Source organism: Lysinibacillus antri (assembly GCF_003977595.1).
Lineage (GTDB): Bacteria > Bacillota > Bacilli > Bacillales_A > Planococcaceae > Ureibacillus > Ureibacillus antri.
In genome coordinates this window covers 66,856-89,210 of record NZ_RYYR01000006.1, presented here as the reverse complement: position 1 = coordinate 89,210, position 22,355 = coordinate 66,856, and the positions used below count along the sequence as shown (strand labels likewise).

Genomic DNA, 22,355 nt, shown 5'->3' with positions numbered 1-22,355 from the left:
AATACTATTGCGCGGTAATAGTATATATAAAAGGAGTTGATGAAATTGGAAAATACTAAGAAGATTAATAAACTTAAGAGCATATTTACGAAAAAAGAAGTTTTCCAAAATAATCATATTTCAACTCAACACAATAGTAACGAGCTACTAAATTACTACTCTTCTTTAGCATTTTATCATCCTGATATTATCATTGTTTTTTCTCGTGAAGGCGATATTGTTGCTCTGGATAACGAAAAAATTACAGCATTAATTGGGGAAACAATAATCGAAATGGCGGATCTTAAAAAATTTATTCCGCACGCATCCTACAAAAATTTAACACCAGCTTTTACACGAGCTCTAAAAGGCCAACCAAATAAAATTGAAGTTGAAGTAAAAAATACAAGCAAGAAATCTTTGTATCTCCTTATCACATTTATCCCCATTAAAAATGCGGATCATATTGAGGGAGTCTATTCAATCATTATGAATGTAACGGAAAAAGTTACATTAAGACATCAATTGCTATTAAGAGAGAAACATTTAAACCATGCTCAAGAAATAGCAGAAATCGGTAGTTGGGAATATGTTATCGCGGAAGATCGTTTATACTGTTCAGATTATTTTTACTATATTTTCGGCTTAGATAAAACTGAATATATTAATATCGACATTCCATTTCAATTAATCCACCCACACGACTATGATGTTGTTAATGAAGCTGTTCGAGAAGCGATCACAACCGGTACCGCTTTCTCCATTCATTTTCGGATTATTCACGGCAAAAACAAAAGCATACGTTATTTAAAAGTGCATGCAGAAGTCTACTTTGAAGATGGGAAGCCTGCAAAAATTATTGGGGTTACAAATGATGTTTCCTACCAAATACAATTAGAAAATCAACTAATCGAGCAAAATGAAAATTATCAATATATATTCGACAATTTAACTTCAGGCATCTGGATGCGGGAATCTGCGGGAGGGAAATTTATTTTTGCTTCCAAGGGATTAGAAACGATACTTGATATACCTGTATCCAAGTTATACGAAGATTCTAATGTCTGGTACAAAATGATTCACCCTAACTATCATCAAGAGTTAAAAAATAGTATGCGATTAATAACTGAAGGTAGAAGCATCCAAACAATTTACCGTTTAATTAGCGGAAACGGCAAAATAAAATGGTTACTAGAACAAGTCGTTCCTAGAATAAATGAACAAGGGCACGTTACGAATATTTTCGGTTTGGTAATTGATATTACGCATGAAATGGAAATAGAAGAGAAATTGTTTTATTTGTCGAACCATGACTCTCTTACAGGTTTACCTAATCAAAGAGACTTATATGAACGATTAGATCGGCTTTGTTTCAAGAAAGAGGAACCTTTCGCTATTTTCTATATGGATATTGATCGGTTTAATTTAATTAATGATTCCCTTGGTTATTCGGTTGGTGACGAAGCTTTAAAAGCCATCGCAAGACGTTTTGAAACTCTTACACCGAAAGACGGCTATCTTGCCCGTTTAGGTAACAATGATTTTATAATGCTTGTTCCTAACTTTGAAACTAAAAAACAAGTGTACCATCTAGCTGAAAAAATTATTCATGCAACAGAAGCACCCTTTACTGTGCTGGACTATGAATTTCATGTTTCCACAAGTATAGGGATTACATTCTTCCCGGAAGAAGGATTGGACAAGCTATTATTATTAGAAAATGCTCATACAGCACTTCTCCATGCTAAAAAGCAAGGGAAGAATAATTATCAACTCTCTTCTCACTTAACCGATATTTCTTCATTTAAAAAATATGTATTAGATCGCGATATGAGAAAAGCTATTAATAATGAGGAATTTGAGCTATATTTCCAACCACAAGTAGATCCAACTAACGGAAAAATTTGCGGAGCTGAAGCATTAATTCGTTGGAACCATAAAGAATGGGGATTAATATCTCCTGGGGAGTTTATACCACTAGCGGAAGAAAATCATTTGATTAATTCCATTACCGATTGGGTTATCGAAAAAGTATGTAGTTTTATTCAAGATTGGAAAGAGAAGGGTTTAACCGTACATCCAATTTCTATTAATATCCCACCGATTCGATTTATTAAAAAAGGCTTACTAGAATTCGTAAAACAACAAGTGGAGATTTACGATATAGCTGCACATTTATTAGAATTCGAGATTACAGAGAGTACATTATTAAAGAATGAAATAAACGTTTTAACCACAATAAATGGATTGAAGGATTTAGGGGTAACAATTGCAATTGATGATTTTGGAACAGGATACTCCTCTTTAGACTCTTTACGTAAATTCAGCCCACATACAATTAAAATTGACCGAACTTTTATAAAAAACATTTCTGAAGATAACGCCTTAGAAAAAGGGATTATTTCTTCTACCTTATATTTAGGGAAAACTTTGGGAATGAAAGTAGTAGCTGAAGGTGTAGAGGAATATGAGCAACTAAACTTCTTAAAACAAAATGAATGCGATCGTATACAAGGGTTTATTTACTCTAAGCCTGTTCGTATAGCAACTTTTGAAAAAATGCTAGAGACGGGTTTTCTAAAAGCAGAGAAGAGACGAAAAAAAGTAATTATAGTTGAAAGAAGAAAATACTTCCGCTTCCATCTTCCATATCCAATTGAAGGAGAAATGACAATTATTGAAATGAACGGTAATAAAGTGCATGTCGGTTCTTCACCAATTCTTATTGAGAATATTAGCTTAGGCGGCATTAAATTATTATCAAGCCTTAAGCTACCAGTCAATTCAAATATGAAATTTAGCTTTAAATTTAAAGTTCTCAATGAAATATTTGAAACCACTGGGACAATTAGATGGATTGAAGGTGACCCACTCGATGTCTTTTCATATGGTGTGAGTTTTGAGTTAAACCGTGTTACAGAGGATCGACTTGCTTCAGTTATTAATAAACTAAGCGGCTATAGTAAAAAGAACGAAAAAATACCCGATACGAATTTTGTTTATGAAGAAGCTCATATCTTCTTAAAGAAAAAAATCAATGGCTCTATGATTTAAATCTAAATATTGAACCCCTTTACAGCATTTTATTTCGTAAAGGGGCTTTAACCTTTATCAAATTAGGTAGATTATATTTCAGTATTATCTTGGTCTTACAATGTACTCATCAATTAGACCATTTTTTAAAGTAGCACAACCAATGCACTCTAATTTTACATCGCCTAGAAACACATCATATTCCATAGAATTTGCATTTAATTTAACCACTTCAGCACGAATTTTATTGCTTGCAAAAACAGATTGAAATGCGGATTTTATCGCTTCTCTTCCATCGACAACTAAATCATTTACATTTATCGTACGAGCAGCACCGTCATTAAAACGACAATCTTCAGTAAATAAGTTGGAAAGCCCTTCAAAATCACCTTTATTTAGACAAGCAACATAGTCTTGTAATAGCATTTATACTCCCCATTTCAATTAGTTAAATAGTAGTCATATTAAGGGTGCGTCCGAAAATTGATTTTCGAACGCACCCTTGCGACGAGGATAGTGACAATTTATTGTTACTACCGCAGGAGCACAGATTTTTAGCTAAATTATATTATTAGAAACATAGCTGTCCAGAAAGTAATACCTTTCTGGACAGCCCCCTAACACATACTAAATTAATTGCGTCAATTCATCTGAACTAAAGGCACGGGATCTTGTTAAAAAACGTTTCCCTTCCACACCTTCTAAAGAGAACATTCCACCACGCCCATCCACAACATCAATGATTAGCTGCGTATGTTTCCAATAGTCGAATTGACTTTTATGCATATAAAACTTTGCACCGCCAATTTCCCCTAGGAGGACATCTGCATCACCAATGATTAAATCCCCTTCCGGATAACACATTGGAGAAGAACCATCACAACACCCTCCAGATTGATGAAAAAGAACAGGTCCATGCTTTTCTGTTAACTTCTTAATGAGTGCAAGTGTAGCATCTGTCGCGATTACACGTTCAACCACAAAAGCCCTCCTTTTAACTTTTTTAGAAGAATCCAAGCTTATTTGGGCTGTAGCTTACAAGAAGATTTTTCGTTTGTTGATAATGCTCTAGCATCATTTTATGGTTTTCACGACCTACACCAGACATTTTGTATCCACCAAACGCTGCATGCGCAGGATATGCGTGATAGCAGTTTGTCCATACACGACCTGCTTCAATAGCGCGGCCAAAGCGATAAGCTGTGTTCATATCGCGTGTCCAAACGCCAGCACCTAAACCATAAAGTGTATCATTAGCAATTTCAAGCGCTTCTTCTTTCGTTTTGAATGTTGTCACCGCAACAACAGGTCCAAAAATTTCTTCTTGGAAGATGCGCATTTTATTGTTTCCTTTAAATACGGTTGGTTTAATGTAGAAACCATCTTTCAGGTCGCCTTCTAACTGGTTGCGATCTCCACCAGCTAACACTTCTGCTCCTTCTTGCTTTCCAATATCTAAATACGATAGAATTTTCTCCATTTGTTCTGTTGAAGCTTGAGCACCCATCATCACGGTTGGGTCAAGTGGGTTACCTGTTTTAATCGCTTCAACACGTTTAATAGCGCGCTCCATAAATTTCTCATAAATCGATTCTTGGATTAACGCACGTGATGGACAAGTACATACTTCTCCTTGGTTTAACGCAAATAATACAAATCCTTCAATTGCTTTATCTAAAAACTCATCATCTTCATCAAAAATGTCCTCAAAGAAGATGTTTGGTGATTTACCACCAAGCTCTAACGTTACAGGAATAATATTTTGAGATGCATATTGCATAATTAATCGACCAGTTGTAGTTTCACCAGTGAAAGCTATTTTGCCAATGCGCGGGTTTGAAGCAAGTGGTTTACCAGCTTCTAAACCGTAACCATTCACAACATTCAACACTCCTGGTGGTAATAAATCTTCAATTAACTCCACTAACACTAAAATGGAAGCTGGCGTTTGTTCTGCTGGTTTTAACACCACACAGTTTCCAGCCGCTAATGCCGGAGCTAATTTCCAAACTGCCATTAATAACGGGAAGTTCCAAGGGATAATTTGTCCAACAACACCAATTGGTTCATGGAAGTGATAGGCAACTGTATTTTCATCAATTTGGCTAATGCCACCTTCTTGCGCACGAATTGTTCCAGCAAAATAGCGGAAGTGGTCGATGGCAAGTGGTAAGTCAGCATTTAATGTTTCACGCACGGCTTTTCCATTTTCCCACGTTTCAGCAACAGCTAACATTTCTAAATTTTCTTCAATGCGGTCTGCAATTTTATTTAAAATGTTTGCTCGCTCAGCGACAGAAGTTTTTCCCCACGATTCTTTCGCTGCATGAGCTGCATCAATTGCAAGTTCAACATCATCGGCTGTAGAACGCGCTACTTTTGTAAATACCTTTCCGGTAACAGGTGTTACGTTATCAAAGTATTCTCCATTTACAGGTGGCGTCCATTGTCCTCCGATAAAGTTGTCGTATTTTTCCTTGAAATTTACTACTGCTCCTTCTGTGTTTGGAAATGCATAAGCCAATGTTAATACTGACATGTGTTTAGTCTCCCCTTTTCACCTATTTATCGTATCCAACACCTTTTAGCACTTACTTCCCCAAGCTATTAAAAAGGTATTTATCTATATATATTTCGAAAGTTACTAGAATATATCTAAAAACGTTAATTTTTTCATAGAAATTTTTCGACAAAACAGAAGGCATTTTAGAGGATTAAATGTAAAATAAAGCTATCATCATTTATTTGGAATGACTTAGGGAAACCATGTTAACAATAGGTAAGGAAAAACATTAATTATAAATAATAGGAGAATTTATGCGAATCAATAAATATTTAAGTGAAACCGGCATTACCTCTCGACGCGGCGCAGATAAATGGGTTGAAGAAGGCCGTATTACAATAAATGGCGAGCTTGCAACTGTTGGTAGCCAAGTAAATGAAGGCGATCTTGTTTGTGTGGACGGAAAACAAGTAAAAAAAGAGGAGGAGTTAGTTTATATCGCTCTAAATAAACCTGTTGGCATTACAAGTACAACGGAAAAGCATATCAAAGGAAATGTTGTCGATTTTGTAGGTCACTCAAAGCGCATTTTTCATATCGGCCGTCTTGATAAAGATTCTGAAGGGCTATTATTACTAACAAACGATGGGGATATTGTAAACGAAATATTACGTGCAGAAAATCACCATGAAAAGGAATACGTCGTGCAAGTAGATAAGCCCATTACAGACCAATTTATTCAACACATGTCTTCAGGGGTAAAGATATTAGATACAACCACTTTGCCTTGTAGAGTGGAAAAAATCTCCTCTAACGTATTTAAAATTATTTTAGAACAGGGATTGAATCGACAAATTCGTCGCATGTGTTCAGCTCTAGGCTATTCAGTAAAGCGACTACAACGAATACGCATTATGAATATTCATTTAGGTAACTTAAAAGTTGGACAATGGCGTGATTTAACAGAAAAAGAAAAAACGGAGCTATTCCAGTTGCTTAACTATAAACAAAAGAACTAAATAAAGGGGTTGGGGATGTTGCTATCCATTGAAAGTACTGAACTATTAACAGGCGCTTGTATTAGTGGCGACTATTGGGACTTTGATGAACTAATTAATGCTATTTACGAAGTCATTGGGGATGAAAATCGCTACTATGATTACCAGGGGGCACGACATCGTGTATTAGGCGTTTGCTTCGATTTACGCCATGCAGCAAAAGGGGAAAAAAATATTGAACTTGTTACAAATGGGATTCATAGAGGCATCTTAAAAAGCCATGATTTAATTGTTCCAGAAAAAAATGTCTACTTTTCTGTTGAAATACTATGGCCAGAATTATTATTTACAACGCTTGCATTAAATGACTTTATAACATTACATAACGAAATGATAGACGATTCTTTATGGAATATACATATTTCAGTCATTCGTAAATTTCAATCTAGTGTTGCAGATTGTCTAAAAAACCATCTCGCTGAGGAACATTACACTGTCTTCTCCCAACTAATGCAAAATAAATCACCAAAATACTTCCGCTATGCAACACAATATGTGGATTTATTGAACCTAGAATATATTAATCTATCAATAGAAGAGCGAAAAGAAAATTTAGCGGCATTTGCGATTCGTTTACTCATTGAAGATGAAAGTTATCTTGCATTAAAAGAAGAAATACTAGCAACAGCAAGCATAACTAAAAATGAAATTCATGAGCTACCACTTACAATGAAGTATCCAGAAGAAATTGAATGGTAATAAGAAAAGCGAAAGGCGCTCGCCGCTGTAGCTAAACACTGTTCAAATTGGGAAAACCATAAAAAAGGGAGTCACGTTTTTTCGTGACTCCCTCTTTCTTATAATCCCCCAAGATAAGCCGCTTTTACTTGCTCACTTTCTTGGAGTTCTTTTGCAGTTCCAGCCAATACAATTTTACCTGTTTCTAAAACATACGCACGATCTGCAATCGACAATGCCATATTCGCATTTTGCTCAACTAGTAAAACCGTTGTACCTTGACTGTTAATCATTTTTACAATTTCAAATATCTTTTTAACGACTAATGGTGCTAGCCCCATTGATGGTTCATCCAATAATAATAACTTAGGTTTCGCCATTAATGCACGACCCATCGCTAACATTTGTTGCTCCCCACCAGATAATGTACCTGATAGTTGTTTACGACGCTCATCTAAAATCGGGAACAGTTCATATACATAGTTCATATCTTTTTTAATACCATCACGGTCATTACGTAAGTAAGCTCCTAATTCGAGGTTCTCTTCTACTGACATATTCGAGAACACTCGACGTCCTTCAGGCACATGGGATATACCGCTTTTTACAATACCTTGTGCAGGCTTTCCGCCAATTTGTTGAGTATAGTACAAAATCGTCCCTTGTTTAGGTTTTAAAAGACCCGATAATGTTTTTAATAGTGTTGATTTCCCCGCACCGTTCGCACCAATTAGTGTAACAATCTCACCTTCATTTACTTCTAAGGAGATATCTTTCAATGCATGAATATTTCCATAAAATACATCGATGTTGTTTACTTTTAGCATTAATCAATAACCTCCTCACCAAGGTAAGCTTCAATTACTTTAGGATTATTTCGTATTTCTTCAGGCGTTCCATCTGCAATTAATTGCCCATGGTCCAGTACATAAATACGCTCACAGATTCCCATAACAAGGTGCATATCATGCTCAATTAATAGTATTGTTAAACCAAATTCTTTTCTTATGAATGCAATCAATTCCATTAATTCACGTGTCTCTTGTGGGTTCATCCCTGCCGCTGGTTCATCAAGTAAAAGTAATTTTGGGTTTGCAGCAAGCGCACGAGCAATTTCTAAACGTCGCTGCATTCCGTATGGTAGATTTTTAGCTAATTCATCTTTATAAATATCTAGACCAAAAATCTTTAAAAATTCAATAGACTCTTTCTCCATTTTCGCCTCACCCGCAAAATGACTAGGTAATCGGAAAATAGACGCAAATAGTGAATGTTTTGCAAGATTATGGTTGGCCACTTTTACGTTATCCAAAACTGATAAATCTTTAAATAATCGAATGTTTTGGAATGTACGGCTAATCCCTAGTTTCGTTACTTGGAATGGTTTCAACCCGTTTAACTTTTTGCCGTCGAAAGTGATGGTACCTTCCGTTGGTTGATATACACCTGTCAGCATATTAAAAGTAGTTGTTTTACCTGCTCCATTCGGGCCAATTAGACCAATTAATTCACCGCTATTTAAATACAGGTTCACGTTTTGAACAGCTTTTAAACCACCGAATTGAATTCCCACATTTTCTGCTTTAATAAGAAGGTTACTTGTCATACTTTAGAACCTCCCTTTTTACCGAACTTGAATAAAGACGTAATTTCTTTTGTTCCCATTAATCCAGTCGGACGATATAACATTACGATGATTAACACTAAAGAGTAAATAATCATACGTGTTTCTGGGAAATTTGATAAATATGCAGATACAACCGTTAAGAAAATAGCTGCAATGACAGATCCAGAAAGACTACCTAATCCACCTAATACAACATAAATTAAAATATCAAAAGATTTTAAGAAGTTAAATGTTGTTGGTTGAATAATGAAAAAGTTATGGGAGTAAATTGCCCCTGCAACCCCTGCAAAGAATGCACCGATTGTAAAAGCAATAACTTTGTAATAAGTTGTATTGATTCCCATTGCATCTGAAGCAATTTCATCTTCACGAATCGAAATACATCCTCGTCCATGGCGCGAGTTTGTAAAGTTGGCAATGACTAATATTGTAATTACAACAGCTACAAATGCATACGTCCATGTAGTCATATTCATTACAACCATACCCGCTGCTCCACCAACATAATCGACATTTAAGAAGATAATACGGATAATCTCAGCAAATCCTAATGTTGCGATTGCTAAATAATCTCCTTTTAGTCGTAATGTAGGAATCCCTACAAGTAACCCTGCTAATGCAGAAATAACTGCACCTAATAAAATTGCTACTATCAATGGTAATCCTAACTTCATTGTTACAATCGCACTAACATAAGCACCTACTGCCATAAACCCTGCGTGACCAATAGAAAACTGACCAGTAATCCCAATGACAATATGTAAACTTACTGCAAGCATAACGTTTATACACATTTGGATTAATATATTTTGATAATAAAGATCTAGCATTCCACCTGAGATCATGCCTTGTACGACTGCATAGATTACTAGTGCTAAAACAAGGAACCCCCAAAAGGCTTTAGACTTTTTCATGCATGTCACCTACACTTTCTCACGGGTATTTTTACCGAATATACCCGATGGTTTCAATATTAAGATTAAAATTAAAATGACAAATGCCGCAGCATCACGCCATAAAGAATATCCTAATGCACTTACAATGGTTTCTACAACACCCAGCACTAAGCCTCCAGTCATGGCACCCGGGATACTTCCGATACCACCTAATACGGCTGCTACGAATGCCTTTAAACCTGGTAAAACACCCATTAATGGTTCAATTCTTGTATAATATAAACCAAAAATTACACCCGCAGCTCCTGCCAATGCTGAACCAATAGCAAAAGTTGCTGAGATTGTATTATCTACGTTAATTCCCATTAAACGTGCTGCATCCGCATCATGAGATACTGCACGCATTGCTTTTCCGATTTTCGTCTTATGAACGATAAAATGTAATAAGATCATCAAAACAACTGTAACTGCTAAAATGACAATCGATATCGAGCTAATGTTTGCACCCAAAATGTTAATGGACTTATTTGCAAATACTTCAGGATATGCTTCAGGTGAAGCCCCTCTAAAGAAGATTACCGTGTACTCAATTAATAAAGAAACCCCAATGGCTGTAATTAAAGCTGCTATACGTGTTGCATTACGTAATCGTTTATACGCAACACGCTCGATAATAACTCCAATAATTGCACAAAGTAACATGGCGATAATTAATGCTGGGAAAAACCCTAAATCCCACCTAGCAATTGCGTAAAAGCCAATAAAGGCACCTAGCATAAATACGTCACCATGAGCAAAGTTAATTAACTTGATGATGCCATATACCATTGTATAACCTAAGGCAATTAATGCATAAATACTTCCTAAGGAAATACCATTTACTAGTTGTTGCAACCATTCCATGAGCTCTCACTCCTTTTCCAATATTTCTATACTTATTATTTTTCGCACTTCATTTCTATGTACTTTCCTCACATCATTTTCCATCCATTGTAAGAAAATTGACTTTTGTAACCGTAAAAAAGGAGGCCGGCAAGCCCCCCTTGTTTGATCAAATACACGAAATGTGTATTATTACGGATTAACTTTAGAGTTGAACTGTTGATTGCCGTCTACATATTCTAGAACTGTTGCTGATTTAACTGGGTTGTGTTTTTCGTCAACTGAGAATGTACCTGTAATTAAGCTTAAATCTGTTGTTTCTGCTAAAGCCTTTTGAATCGCTTCGCCATCTGCAGAGCCAGCACGTTTAATTGCGTCTACGATGTAGTAAACTGTGTCATATCCAAGTGCATGGAACGCGTTCGGTGCTTCACTGAATTTTGCTTCGAATGCATCTACGAAACTTTGAATTGTTTCATCTGGATCTTGAGATGAATAGTGGTTTGTAATGAATGTGTTGTTTAACGCATCTTTACCTGCAAGTTCTACTAGAGTTGGAGAATCCCAACCATCCGCACCCATTAATGGCACATCAATTCCTAATTCACGAGCTTGTTTAACAATTAAACCTACTTCTTCATAGTATCCAGGAATAAATACGAAATCAGGGTTTGCTGATTTAATATTTGTTAACGTTGATTTAAAGTCTACATCATCCGCAACATAAGCTTCTTCTTTCACTACAGTTCCGCCGTTTGCTTCGATTTGTTCTTTAAATGCAGCTGCTAATCCTTTAGCGTAGTCAGATGAGTTGTCCGCATAAATTGCTACATTTTTTGCTTTAAGCTCTTCTGTCGCAAAGTTTGCTGCTACTACCCCTTGGAATGGGTCAATGAAACATGTACGGAATACAAAGTCATTAATTGAGCCGTCTTCATTTTCAGTTACATTTGGAGCAGTACCTGAAGCTGTAACAGTTGGAATTTTATATTGATTTGCAATTTGTGCTGTTGCGATTACGTTACCTGAAGTTGCAGGAGCAATCATTGCAGCAACTTTATCTTGAGTTGCTAGTTTAATAGCAGCATTTGTTGCTTCTGAGTTTTCTGATTTGTTATCTACTTTTACTAATTCAATCTTTTTACCATCGATACCGCCAGCAGCATTGATTTCTTCTACTGCTAATTCAGCACCTTTCCCAATTGAAGAACCATAAGATGCTACTGCACCTGAAAGCTCTAAGTTAGCGCCAATTTTAATAACTTCGCTCGTATCATCGCTAGTAGAACCTCCACTATCAGTAGATGTACCTTCTTCTTTTGAACCACAACCCGCTAATGCGCCAACTATTAAAGATGATGTTAAAAATACTGATGCGAATCTCTTTAATGTTTTTTTCTCTGTCATTCTTTATTCCCCCCACATAGATGTTTAAAAGATATAAGATATTTCAGACAATTATAGCTTAATAGTTTAGTTGCTACAACAGTTAATCTAAATATTCTGAAATATAAAATTATTCGATATCTTTTTTCAATTATTAGACTTTATGATTGTAAAACATTCTACCTATTTAGTCTAGTCCGATTTTTTAGTAAATTTGGATTTTTAAATCAATATTGAATATTTTATTAATATATTCGTGATGTATTTCCATAAAATTTTATAGAGATTCATAGAAAAGAACTTAAAGTAGCATTTTATGAACATTATGAACAAAATAAAAAAGTAACAGTATTTTTCTAACCGTTACTTTTTCAAAAATCCTCAAAGATTTCAATTGATTTCTTTCCTTACCACTTAATAATGACATGTTGATGTTAGTTATTTCTTCCCAAGTTTATATAAATCACGTGTTTTAAACCCTAGGGCTAAGATCTCTTTCATCTCTTCACGTCGTTTTGCTTTTGTCACTTCTTGTTTAGCACTATATACATACCGTGCCCAGTCTTTGCGATAGCCGGGCGTTAATGACTGATAGAACTTTAATAATTTAGGTGCTCCTGCCAAATCTTTTTCAATTTGCGGAATGAGTTCAATATAATCATCCACACATTGACTCATCTTTGTGGATGGTGTGTTTTTAGATTTTGCATCTTCCTTCAATCCCACCACGGTAAATACATCGTCTAGTCCCACCATACGAGCAAATTTAATCGTACTATTACCAATATATCCGTCCTGATCTGCTCCAAGACCTTCTAACAAATCATCTCTGTGAATGAATGTGTCATATACTTTATTCCCTTTCTTTGGATAAGCCAAATAAATATAACCTTTTGGATTTAAATAGTTTTTCTTAATAATTTTGTTTACAACATTTTGTAGGGATTCCATATATAATACAAAGACAAAAATCAAATCATATGTTTTAGAGTGAAGCTCGCTATCATAATGAGGTAGCTCATCAAAGTAATAGGAATCCTTTGGTATATTTAATATGGCAATCTCTTTATACTTTATTAATTTTAATTTTTCTACTATGGAATTAGCCACTCTGCATTCAATCCTTTCTTACTTTTTATATGGAAAGCAAATTCTAACCGTTGTCCCGTGCCCTTTGTTACTCTCGAACTTAATTGTTCCATTATAGTTTGCTACTATTTGATTACAAATCATAATCCCTAGCCCTGTACCCTTTTCTTTTAACGAATAAAAAGGGGTGCCAACTAATTCAAGCTCTTTTGCTGACATGCCTTGCCCCACATCAGAAACTTTGATTTCCACATAACTTCTTTTCCTTCCAGCAAATATATTGATTGGGTTACCACTTGATGAAGCTTCAATTGCATTTTTAATAATATTCACTAGGAGCTGATGGAACTCCATTTTATTAATTGTGATTGTGCAAGTACCCTCAACAGATACATTAATTTTATTTTCATTTAATAATCCATAAGATTGCAGTAAATCTGTCACGCTATGTAAACTAGTTTCTACATTTATTTTTTCCGTTTCCTTGTTTTTCAATGGTTTTGATAATGACAATAGTTCAGATATGACTTGTTCCGCAGTATTCAATTCTTCTATTAATAAAGTGAATTTTTCCCTTTTATCTGTATCGAATGATTGGTCCTGTTTATACATTTGTAGATAGCCCTTCACGACAGTTAAAGGATTTCTAATTTCATGAGCCACTGCGGCAGCTAATTCACCAGTCGTTTTTAATCGTTCTGAATGCTTCATTTGCTCATAATATACTTGTTGATTTTTAATGCGTATAGATGTGAGATAGAAAGCAAAACATTGAATTACCTGGCTACCTATAAAATTAACGATACTCCCAACTATATCTCCCGTTAACAAAGGATATATAGCTTCCCAATCTTCTAGGTAAATATATATAATGGAGAACCCTAATAAAACTGTATTTAGAATAAGAGAAAAGTAAAAAAGCTTTTCATCAAATAATAAAATAGAAATAGTTGGAATTAAACTGATTAATATTAAATTCGATGCTGTATTCGGGTATAGAAAGAAAAGTAAATAAATTAATGTTGAAGCGAGTATAACGATTATTAATCTAAAACTATGTGTCCTGAACTTCGGATAAAGTAATAAAAATATAGATAATACAACAACGATAACCCCGTGTGATATTAAACCACTGTCAGTACCTCCACTTCGAGGGTTTGACATACTTATCCCTATAAACATACAAATAATTAAAAAGAACACTGTATAATAATAGCTCTTAACACTTCTCTGAATTGCGTACTTCTCCATATAGATTCCTTATTTTCCTTTCTATCTTAAATTTACTCTACTAGATATTAACAAAATAAAAATCATTTCGCCCCCCTAAATAATCCACTTATAATGATTAACCATCGTAAATGCAAATTATTTCCCTATCCCGCTTGTTTTTCTCTTATTTTTTAAAAAACTAGCATTTTTAGCTATAAATCTACATAAAAATAAACATTCTATTAAAAAGTGAGGGGAGATAATATGGGCAATGTACATTGGACTCAAATTAAAAAGTATATACCGAAAGTGTTACAGTGGTTTTTAAACATTTGTCTTATTGTATTATCCTTAATTTTATCTTTTCTACTTATTAAAGAGCTCATTGAGTTTTTTAAGATATTATTTATTGATGGCAGTAATGATTATCAATTGTTCCTCGCCAATATCCTCTTGTTCTTTTTATATTTTGAGTTCATTACAATGATTGTAAAGTACTTCAAGGAGGATTATCATTTCCCATTACGATACTTCTTATATATCGGTATCACTGCCATGATCCGCTTAATCATTGTAGAGCATGACCATCCAAAAGATACACTCATTTACTCCTTCGTTATTTTAATTCTAATTATCAGCTACTTCATTATTAATGTTACTCCATTAGAAAGACCGAAAACTTCTCTTTTTCCAGGCAATAAAACTTCCACCAAATAAAATGCCAGTCTGAGTCCCACTTCAAAATGTGTTGCATACACTAGCATAGAAATGGAGGAATTGAATATGTACAGGTATAATGGCAATCCATATTATTACGTGCAGCATGGTCCGGTAAGCCCACCCCCACAACCAATTCCACAATATGTACAACAACCTACACAGCAACGCCCGAGTGTACAGCAAATCATGCAAACGATTCGCACACAGCATAATAACCTTTATACACAATTAGAACAAGCGGGGATTAACAGGCAATTAGTAGAGGCATTCTTTTTCTTTATTGTGAACTTTACGAGAAATGAAGCAGTGCCGAACACATCTGCAAATCAGATTTATGCACAATTCCAAAGAGAAACACCTTGGTTTAATTTACTTATTCTCCAAATGGGCTTCCCTGTGAATACTATTGATCGTATACTCACACAAGTCATTGAAATAACATTAAATATTCTTAGAGGTATGCAACCAAGTCCTGGTCCTGCACCTGGCCCAACACCGCCAAGACCTGGTGGGAGGTGGTCTGATTGGGAAAGCCTCGGTGGAGCAATTGTTGGCGCACCGACCGTATCTTCCTGGCAACCAAACCGTTTAGATGTATTTGCAAGAGGCACAGATAACGCTCTATATCATATTTGGTGGGACGGGTCGAGATGGAGTAATTGGGAAAACCTTGGTGGCGTATTAACCTCGTCTCCAGGTGCCGTTTCTTGGGGACCAAATCGCATTGATGTCTTTGTTAGAGGAACAGACAATGCACTGTATCACAAATGGTGGGACGGGTCACGATGGAATGAGTGGGAAAACCTTGGTGGTACATTGACAAGCGGACCTTCAGCTTCAAGTCGCCGTACAAATCAACTCGATGTATTTGTAAGAGGCGGAAACAACCGTTTATATAAGAAAACATGGAACGGCACTCGTTGGGAAGATTGGGAAGACCTTGGAGGCAACTTAAATTCTGAACCTGCAGCTATTTCATGGGGACCAAATCGAATTGATGTGTTTGCTAGAGGGCAAGCCAATGATTTAATTCACAAATGGTGGGACGGGTCAAGATGGAGCAATTGGGAAAGCCTTGGTGGTACATTGACAAGTGCGCCTACTGTTTCATCGCGACGTACAAATCAACTAGATGTATTCGTAAGAGGCACAGGAAATAGACTTTATAAGCGAACTTGGAATGGCTCTCGTTGGGATAGTTGGGAGGCTCTAGGTGGCAATTTAACGAGCGCACCAGCTGCAGTTTCTTGGGGTCCAAACAGAACTGATTTATTTGCACGAGGTCAAAACGGGGATTTAATCCATAGTTACCAAGGAAGATAATTTATATATTAGCTAGGCAGCTGCTTTTTTAAATTTGACCTGCCTAGTTCTTTTTGTTTCAATCATTTTATTGAAATCGTAAACTTTTTCCCTCTGATTTTCATTATCTGATGTTATTTTGTGAAAGCAAATTACATATCCACATTAATCTGATAAAATAATTTTATAAATCGACCATTTTTTTCAAAATTCTAAGCTTTTAAAGCATCGCACTAAAATACTTGTTCAATTAAGCTTGGTGGAGGAACTTATATGGATAGTAAGTCATTGTTTAAAGAAGACAATGAACAACTTCTTAACGACCACAAAAGAATAAATCATTGGCATGTTCTCATCGTGAATCAGGATAAAAAGTTCCATCAATTCATTGAAGAAGGACTGAAGGATATTGCCTTTGAACAAAAAGGAATAACATGGCACCATGCTTATTCTTCTATAGAAGCAAAACAAATCCTGTGCGCCATAGAGCATATGGCTGTCATTCTATTAGATACAGAATTGGAGTCTATGGATTCAGGATTACAAATTGTACAATATATTCGAAATGAACTACATGATCAAAATTCTAGAATTATTTTACAAACAAGCCATCCAGAGACTTTCCCATATAAACAAGTTATGCTTTCCTTCGAAATTAACGATTACCAAATAAAATCTGAACTAACATCATACAAGCTATTTACATCTATTATTTCGGCATTACGTTCATACCGTGAATTACTCGTAATGGAGCAAAATAAAAACGGATTAAAAAATGTCATCTCTGCTACTTCTGAAATATTAAAAGAGATTTCTATTCATCCACTGATCGATACAATTTTAGGGCAATTGAAAGCCATTTTAAAATTACAAAATACATATACGTATGGCAGCTTAATTCTTCAAAAAAGCAAACAAGAGTTACAGGTATTATTTAAAAGTGGCGTCTTTCAGAATAAACTTATCGATACCACTAACCTCTTTTCTCCAAGCATTCGACAGGGACTAGACGATAACCTGTCTCTAATTGAAAGTCATACGTTCTTAATGTATTTAGGCGAAGAATTAGAACGTCACTATTTTATTTATTTCAATGTTGGCAGAGAACTAACAGATTGGGAAAAGAAACTAATTGAAATTTTTTCATCTCAAACATCTACTACCTTTAAAAACGTTTGTTTAGTACAAGAAATTGACCGTACACAAAGAGAAATTATTTATACATTAGGTGAAATTGGTGAAATGCGCTCCAAAGAGATTGGAAATCATGTTAAGCGGGTTGCTGAATACTCCAGATTATTAGCATTAAGGTATGGTCTTTCAGAAGAAGAGGCGGAGATTATACAACTCGCTTCCCCTATGCATGATATCGGAAAAGTTGGTATTAGTGATATCATTATGAATAAACCAGACAAATTAACAGATGAAGAGTATGAAGTGATGAAAAGTCATTCGCTCATCGGATTTAATATGTTAAAACATTCTGAGCGGCCAATTATAAAAGCGGCTGCAGTTATTGCCCATCAGCACCACGAGAAATATAATGGTACCGGTTACCCTCAAGGCATTAAAGGTGAACAAATACACCTTTATGGCAGAATTACTGCTATTGCGGATGTTTTTGATGCCTTAGTTAGTGATCGTGTTTATAAAAAAGGATGGGAAATGCAAAAAATCATTAAATATTTCAAAGAAGAACGCGGCAAACATTTTGACCCCAAATTAACAGATATTTTCTTGGCGAATCTAGACGCTTTTTTAAAAATAAAAGATGAAACAGATTGAATAAGGGCTGATACACAGAATTTACCGTCTGTGTATCGGCTCTTTTATATTATTAACCCCAAAAATATTCCTGTAACAACAACGATCCACGGTGCTAATTTCCAATAAGATAGCATGCTATAAAGGATAATTGCCCCAATAAAATCAATCGGTAAAACTATTGCTGATGTAAATATTGGATCATAGAAAGCGGCAATTAAAATACCTACAACCGCAGCATTTACACCCATTAAAGCACTTTTCATTTTCCCATTTCGACGTAAACGATTCCAAAACGGGAGAGTTCCATAGACGAGTAAAAATGCAGGTAAGAAGATTGCAATTGTCGCGACTAATCCGCCAACCCAACCATCCATGACAGCACCAATATATGCTGCAAAGGTAAATAAAGGTCCTGGCACTGCTTGCGTTGCCCCATATCCCGCTAAAAAGGATGCATCGCTAATAAATGTTGGAACAAACTCTCTTTCAAGTAATGGTAATACTACATGTCCCCCACCAAAAACAAGGGAACCTGAGCGATAGAAACTATCAAATATCGCAATAAACTTTGAAGATGTAACTTCTCTTAGTAGAGGTAATGAAATTAATAGGGCAAAAAAGAAAGTTAAACAAACAAAACCAACTTTCCTCGAAATGGGAAACTCAAGCGAATTCGTCTCTTTATCATCTTGTTGCTTATAAACAAAGAAACCGATTATTGCAGCGAGCATTATGACACTCACTTGGGTATACACGGTTTGCCATAGTAAAACAGCTGCAAGTGCAAAAATAGCAATCGTTTTTCTTTTTAGGTCAGGTACCAAATTTCCTGCCATTCCTAATATTGCGTGTGCTACAACGGCAACCGCCACTAATTTTAGACCATGAATCCAACCTGCATCCCCAACATCAAACCCTTGTACAAAAATTGCAAATAGAATTAATGCAATTACAGAGGGCATTGTAAATCCTATGAATGAGGCAATCCCACCTAAAAAGCCACCACGCATAATACCTATTCCCATTCCAACCTGACTACTTGCTGGACCAGGTAGAAATTGACACAGTGCAACTAGCTCTGCGTAACTTTTTTCATCCAGCCATTTCCGTCTACGAATATATTCTTCATGAAAATATCCTAAATGCGCAGTTGGACCACCGAAAGAAGTTAAACCGAGTTTTGTCGAGACCAATAAAATTTCAAGCAGTGTTTTAATAGAAGGTTTCCCTTGTTCTAATGACTGTTTCATAATTATTTTTCTCCTACAATTTGTTTAGTCCCCTTCATACTATCAAAGAAAATTATTATCAATGCTATTATTCCATTAAATTTACAAAATTGTAATACAAATAACTTTACTATAGCCTACATTTATATAAACATCCAAAATCAAAAATTAACTATATTTTTAAATTATTCAAACTATTTTAAGGTCAATTCTCCTACTATATCTCTCATTTCGATAAATTTCGCCAATTTATCCAATAAACATTTGACCTTAGCCCTATTCCGTAGTAGTATTTTTTCATAATTCAAAAAGAATAGGTGTTTATTTTGTCAAATTTATTTAGAAAAAAGCACATTCATGAATTGCTAAATAATACTAGTGGTGTGCAACTAAAAAAAACTCTTGGTGCCTTTGATTTAATTTTACTTGGTGTAGGGGCAATTGTTGGAACAGGTATTTTTATTCTTCCTGGTACCGTGGCTGCTAGTCATTCAGGACCAGCAATTGTATTTTCATTCCTAATTGCCGCACTTGTATGTGCATTAGCCGCTATGTGTTACTCAGAGTTTTCTTCTTCAATTCCCGTTACCGGAAGTGCTTATACATATGGTTATATCGTCTACGGGGAATTAGTCGCTTGGTTTGTGGGTTGGGCATTAGTATTGGAATATGGGTTGGCAGCTGCTTCTGTTGCTACAGGGTGGTCTGCTTATTTGGTTTCTTTATTAGAAGGTTTAAATATTACGATTCCCGCAGCTTTATCAGGACCATTTAATCCTGGTGGTGGGACCTACGTCAATTTACCAGCTATTATCATTGTATTAATGATTTCTTTCCTATTAACATTAGGTATACAGGAATCTGCTAAAATAAATAAAATAATGGTTTTTGTAAAAGTTGGCGTTATTTTATTATTTATTTTTGTTGGTGTATTTTATGTTAAACCTGAAAATTGGCAACCTTTTATGCCATTTGGATTTGAAGGCGTATTAGCGGGTTCTGCCCTTGTTTTCTTTGCTTATTTAGGATTTGATGCAGTCTCTTCTGCGGCTGAAGAAGTAAAAAATCCACAAAGAAACTTACCCATTGGCATTATCGGTTCACTATTAGTTTGTTCAGTCCTTTATATTTCCGTTTCCTTAGTGTTAACCGGGATTGCTCCATATACCGATTTAAACGTAAGCAATCCTGTAAGCTATGTGATTCAACTTGTTGGTCAAGACTGGATTGCTGGTGTGATTTCATTAGGAGCCGTTACTGGGATGATGACCGTTATTCTTGTTATGATTTACGGAGGATCTCGACTACTATTTGCCTTAAGTCGTGATGGTCTACTTCCAAAAATTATGTATAAAGTAAATCCCAAACATAACACACCTGTTATTAATACATGGATATTTGGTATTATCATTGCCTTTTGCGCAGGGGTTATTCCATTAGCAAGATTAGCTGAATTAGTTAACATGGGGACATTAATTGCCTTTATGATTGTTTCCCTTGGTGTTATTTTCTTAAGAAAAAATAAAGACATTCCAACTGGTGGATATAAGGTTCCCCTCTTCCCTGTTCTACCAATTGTTTCATTCCTTGCATGTCTATACTTAATTGTACAGTTATCTGTTCATACATGGATAGCCTGTGGGGTATGGTTTATCATCGGATTAGTCGTTTATTTCGTTTATGGCCGAAAAAATAGTAACTTAAATTAGAAAAGCGAAGAATGCCCGCTTAGCTCCGACAACAACTGGAGGAAACCACAAGAGGACGCTTTTTATCCTCGAAGGAGTTTTCGCAAGTTTAGAGGAGAGGCGCGTTCGCAGCTAAACATAAGAAAAGCGCAAGCGGATCGTATAGCAAAAAAATAAAGTAGGTACCATTTTTCAATGGCACCTCAGAGTGTCGACAAAAGGAATTATTAATCAAAATCATGATAATTCCTGAATTATTTTCTCTAATTTCATAATTAATTTATATTAGTTATTTAGTGACAGATATTGATATATCAACATTTTCACTAAAAACCCCAATTGTAATTGAACTTTTTTATAAAGAAAAAATAGTAGACAAAGTCGTTGAAAACGACTTTGTCTACAGTCTGAGGTACCATTTTTCAATGGCACCTACTTTATTTTTTTTGTTCTAGTTGAATTTGATATAAATAGGCAATCCACTTGCACTGGGAACTTGACCTTATATTTTTTAACAAACCTTCAATTAAAACATCACTTAATGTTGGTTCTATTAAATGATTTCTTAATAAAACTAACGATTCATGAACAATTGAATCTTGTTCAACTTCTCCCATCACTTCAATCATCAAATCTACAATTTGTTCCTTCGTAATATTCATATGTTGATTTGTTGAAGCAAAATAGTCCGGAGTAATAAATTGAATTGTTGCATGTTCGGCAATAATTGTAACTTTTTCAACAATAGCTTTACACAACTTATCTAGATCTACATTATAATTGTCGATTAAAAATAATTCTCCATAGCCTTTAGATAAACCATTAATCGTAAATAATAAATCTAGTTGCATATTTAAATTTACATCTTTAAATTGTCTTTGGACAACTGAGAAAATAATTTTATTGATTATTGTTGTATACATGTGAAATCTTTCGAATAACTCTTTATTAAAAGAAAGCACTTGTTCCTTCAAGAAAACCTTGGCAAAATTCGCTTGTTGTTGAAATTCACCAAACGTAGTATATAAAAAGTTATACAACAATTCTTCTTTTGGTTTATCCTCACTGACCGACCGTTCAATATCTGCAATAAATTCGCTCATGAATTTATCAATTAAGCTGTAAATCAGCTCATCCTTTGACTTAAAGTGCAAATAAAAGGCTCCTTTAGAGATCCCACAACGTTCTGTAATTTGCTGAATAGAAGTCGCTTCAAATCCGCTTTCTGCAAACAATTCTAAAGATTTTTCCATAATGAGCTGTTTTTTAACCATTTGTGACACTCCTACCTCATTCATTGACAACT

19 protein-coding genes are annotated in these 22,355 nt (G+C 35.2%); 7 read left to right on the top strand and 12 right to left on the bottom strand.

Annotation, left to right across the window (positions count from 1 at the left end; genetic code table 11):
* The first annotated feature begins 45 nt into the window (after positions 1 to 45).
* Positions 46 to 3,033 (top strand): EAL domain-containing protein, encoded by a 2,988-nt coding sequence (locus EK386_RS05980; RefSeq protein ID WP_246027593.1) that lies wholly within the window; start codon positions 46 to 48, stop codon positions 3,031 to 3,033.
* An 84-nt stretch (positions 3,034 to 3,117) separates the two neighbouring features.
* Here the strand turns inward: EK386_RS05980 and EK386_RS05975 are convergent, their stop codons facing one another.
* The 3 genes from EK386_RS05975 to adh all read right to left on the bottom strand — a co-directional run bounded on the left by EK386_RS05975 (position 3,118) and on the right by adh (position 5,536).
* Positions 3,118 to 3,438, bottom strand: a complete 321-nt coding sequence (locus tag EK386_RS05975) for a YybH family protein (RefSeq protein ID WP_126658129.1) — start codon at positions 3,436 to 3,438, stop codon at positions 3,118 to 3,120.
* Positions 3,439 to 3,639: 201 nt separating this feature from the next.
* Positions 3,640 to 3,993: a DUF779 domain-containing protein gene (locus EK386_RS05970; protein WP_126658128.1), complete on the bottom strand. Its 354-nt coding sequence runs from the start codon at positions 3,991 to 3,993 to the stop codon at positions 3,640 to 3,642.
* A 22-nt stretch (positions 3,994 to 4,015) separates the two neighbouring features.
* On the bottom strand, positions 4,016 to 5,536 hold the full coding sequence (gene adh / locus EK386_RS05965; protein WP_126658215.1) for an aldehyde dehydrogenase: 1,521 nt from the start codon (positions 5,534 to 5,536) through the stop codon (positions 4,016 to 4,018).
* A 293-nt stretch (positions 5,537 to 5,829) separates the two neighbouring features.
* On the opposite strand from adh, the gene rluF reads away from it, so the two are divergent.
* A complete protein-coding gene (gene rluF / locus EK386_RS05960) occupies positions 5,830 to 6,534 on the top strand; it encodes a 23S rRNA pseudouridine(2604) synthase RluF (RefSeq protein WP_126658127.1) in 705 nt (234 codons plus the stop codon).
* Between the two features lie 15 nt (positions 6,535 to 6,549).
* Positions 6,550 to 7,272 (top strand): DUF6904 family protein, encoded by a 723-nt coding sequence (locus tag EK386_RS05955; protein ID WP_246027592.1) that lies wholly within the window; start codon positions 6,550 to 6,552, stop codon positions 7,270 to 7,272.
* 98 nt (positions 7,273 to 7,370) lie between these two features.
* On the opposite strand, the gene EK386_RS05950 is transcribed toward EK386_RS05955, so the two are convergent.
* The 7 genes from EK386_RS05950 to EK386_RS05920 form a co-directional block, all read right to left on the bottom strand.
* The gene (locus EK386_RS05950) at positions 7,371 to 8,078 is read right to left on the bottom strand and encodes an ABC transporter ATP-binding protein (RefSeq protein ID WP_126658126.1); all 708 of its coding nucleotides are present in this window, start codon (positions 8,076 to 8,078) and stop codon (positions 7,371 to 7,373) included.
* On the bottom strand, positions 8,078 to 8,857 hold the full coding sequence (locus tag EK386_RS05945) for an ABC transporter ATP-binding protein (RefSeq protein WP_126658125.1): 780 nt from the start codon (positions 8,855 to 8,857) through the stop codon (positions 8,078 to 8,080). Before EK386_RS05945 ends, EK386_RS05950 begins: the two co-directional genes overlap by 1 nt.
* Positions 8,854 to 9,792 carry a branched-chain amino acid ABC transporter permease gene (locus EK386_RS05940; RefSeq protein ID WP_126658124.1) on the bottom strand — a complete coding sequence of 313 codons (939 nt, stop codon included), beginning with the start codon at positions 9,790 to 9,792 and terminating at the stop codon, positions 8,854 to 8,856. The genes EK386_RS05945 and EK386_RS05940 overlap by 4 nt, the downstream gene beginning before the upstream one ends.
* 9 nt (positions 9,793 to 9,801) lie before the next feature.
* Positions 9,802 to 10,677, bottom strand: coding sequence for a branched-chain amino acid ABC transporter permease (locus EK386_RS05935; RefSeq protein WP_126658123.1), 876 nt, complete (start codon positions 10,675 to 10,677; stop codon positions 9,802 to 9,804).
* Between the two features lie 171 nt (positions 10,678 to 10,848).
* Positions 10,849 to 12,063, bottom strand: coding sequence for an ABC transporter substrate-binding protein (locus EK386_RS05930; RefSeq protein ID WP_126658122.1), 1,215 nt, complete (start codon positions 12,061 to 12,063; stop codon positions 10,849 to 10,851).
* A 417-nt stretch (positions 12,064 to 12,480) separates the two neighbouring features.
* Positions 12,481 to 13,152 (bottom strand): YdeI/OmpD-associated family protein, encoded by a 672-nt coding sequence (locus EK386_RS05925; RefSeq protein ID WP_126658121.1) that lies wholly within the window; start codon positions 13,150 to 13,152, stop codon positions 12,481 to 12,483.
* Positions 13,153 to 13,170: 18 nt separating this feature from the next.
* The gene (locus EK386_RS05920) at positions 13,171 to 14,295 is read right to left on the bottom strand and encodes an ATP-binding protein (RefSeq protein WP_246027591.1); all 1,125 of its coding nucleotides are present in this window, start codon (positions 14,293 to 14,295) and stop codon (positions 13,171 to 13,173) included.
* 312 nt (positions 14,296 to 14,607) lie between these two features.
* On the opposite strand from EK386_RS05920, the gene psiE reads away from it, so the two are divergent.
* From psiE to EK386_RS05905, 3 genes are all read left to right on the top strand, one after another.
* Positions 14,608 to 15,060, top strand: coding sequence for a phosphate-starvation-inducible protein PsiE (gene psiE / locus EK386_RS05915; protein ID WP_126658119.1), 453 nt, complete (start codon positions 14,608 to 14,610; stop codon positions 15,058 to 15,060).
* Between the two features lie 66 nt (positions 15,061 to 15,126).
* Complete coding sequence (locus EK386_RS05910; protein ID WP_126658118.1) at positions 15,127 to 16,386, top strand: PLL family lectin; 1,260 nt, start codon at positions 15,127 to 15,129, stop codon at positions 16,384 to 16,386.
* 252 nt (positions 16,387 to 16,638) lie between these two features.
* On the top strand, positions 16,639 to 18,150 hold the full coding sequence (locus tag EK386_RS05905) for an HD domain-containing phosphohydrolase (protein ID WP_126658117.1): 1,512 nt from the start codon (positions 16,639 to 16,641) through the stop codon (positions 18,148 to 18,150).
* Between the two features lie 44 nt (positions 18,151 to 18,194).
* On the opposite strand, the gene chrA is transcribed toward EK386_RS05905, so the two are convergent.
* Positions 18,195 to 19,382 carry a chromate efflux transporter gene (gene chrA / locus EK386_RS05900; RefSeq protein ID WP_126658116.1) on the bottom strand — a complete coding sequence of 396 codons (1,188 nt, stop codon included), beginning with the start codon at positions 19,380 to 19,382 and terminating at the stop codon, positions 18,195 to 18,197.
* 305 nt (positions 19,383 to 19,687) lie between these two features.
* On the opposite strand from chrA, the gene bcaP reads away from it, so the two are divergent.
* Positions 19,688 to 21,070, top strand: a complete 1,383-nt coding sequence (bcaP, locus tag EK386_RS05895; RefSeq protein ID WP_126658115.1) for a branched-chain amino acid transporter BcaP — start codon at positions 19,688 to 19,690, stop codon at positions 21,068 to 21,070.
* Between the two features lie 416 nt (positions 21,071 to 21,486).
* Here the strand turns inward: bcaP and EK386_RS05890 are convergent, their stop codons facing one another.
* Complete coding sequence (locus EK386_RS05890) at positions 21,487 to 22,323, bottom strand: TetR/AcrR family transcriptional regulator (protein WP_126658114.1); 837 nt, start codon at positions 22,321 to 22,323, stop codon at positions 21,487 to 21,489.
* Between the last annotated feature and the right edge of the window lie 32 nt (positions 22,324 to 22,355).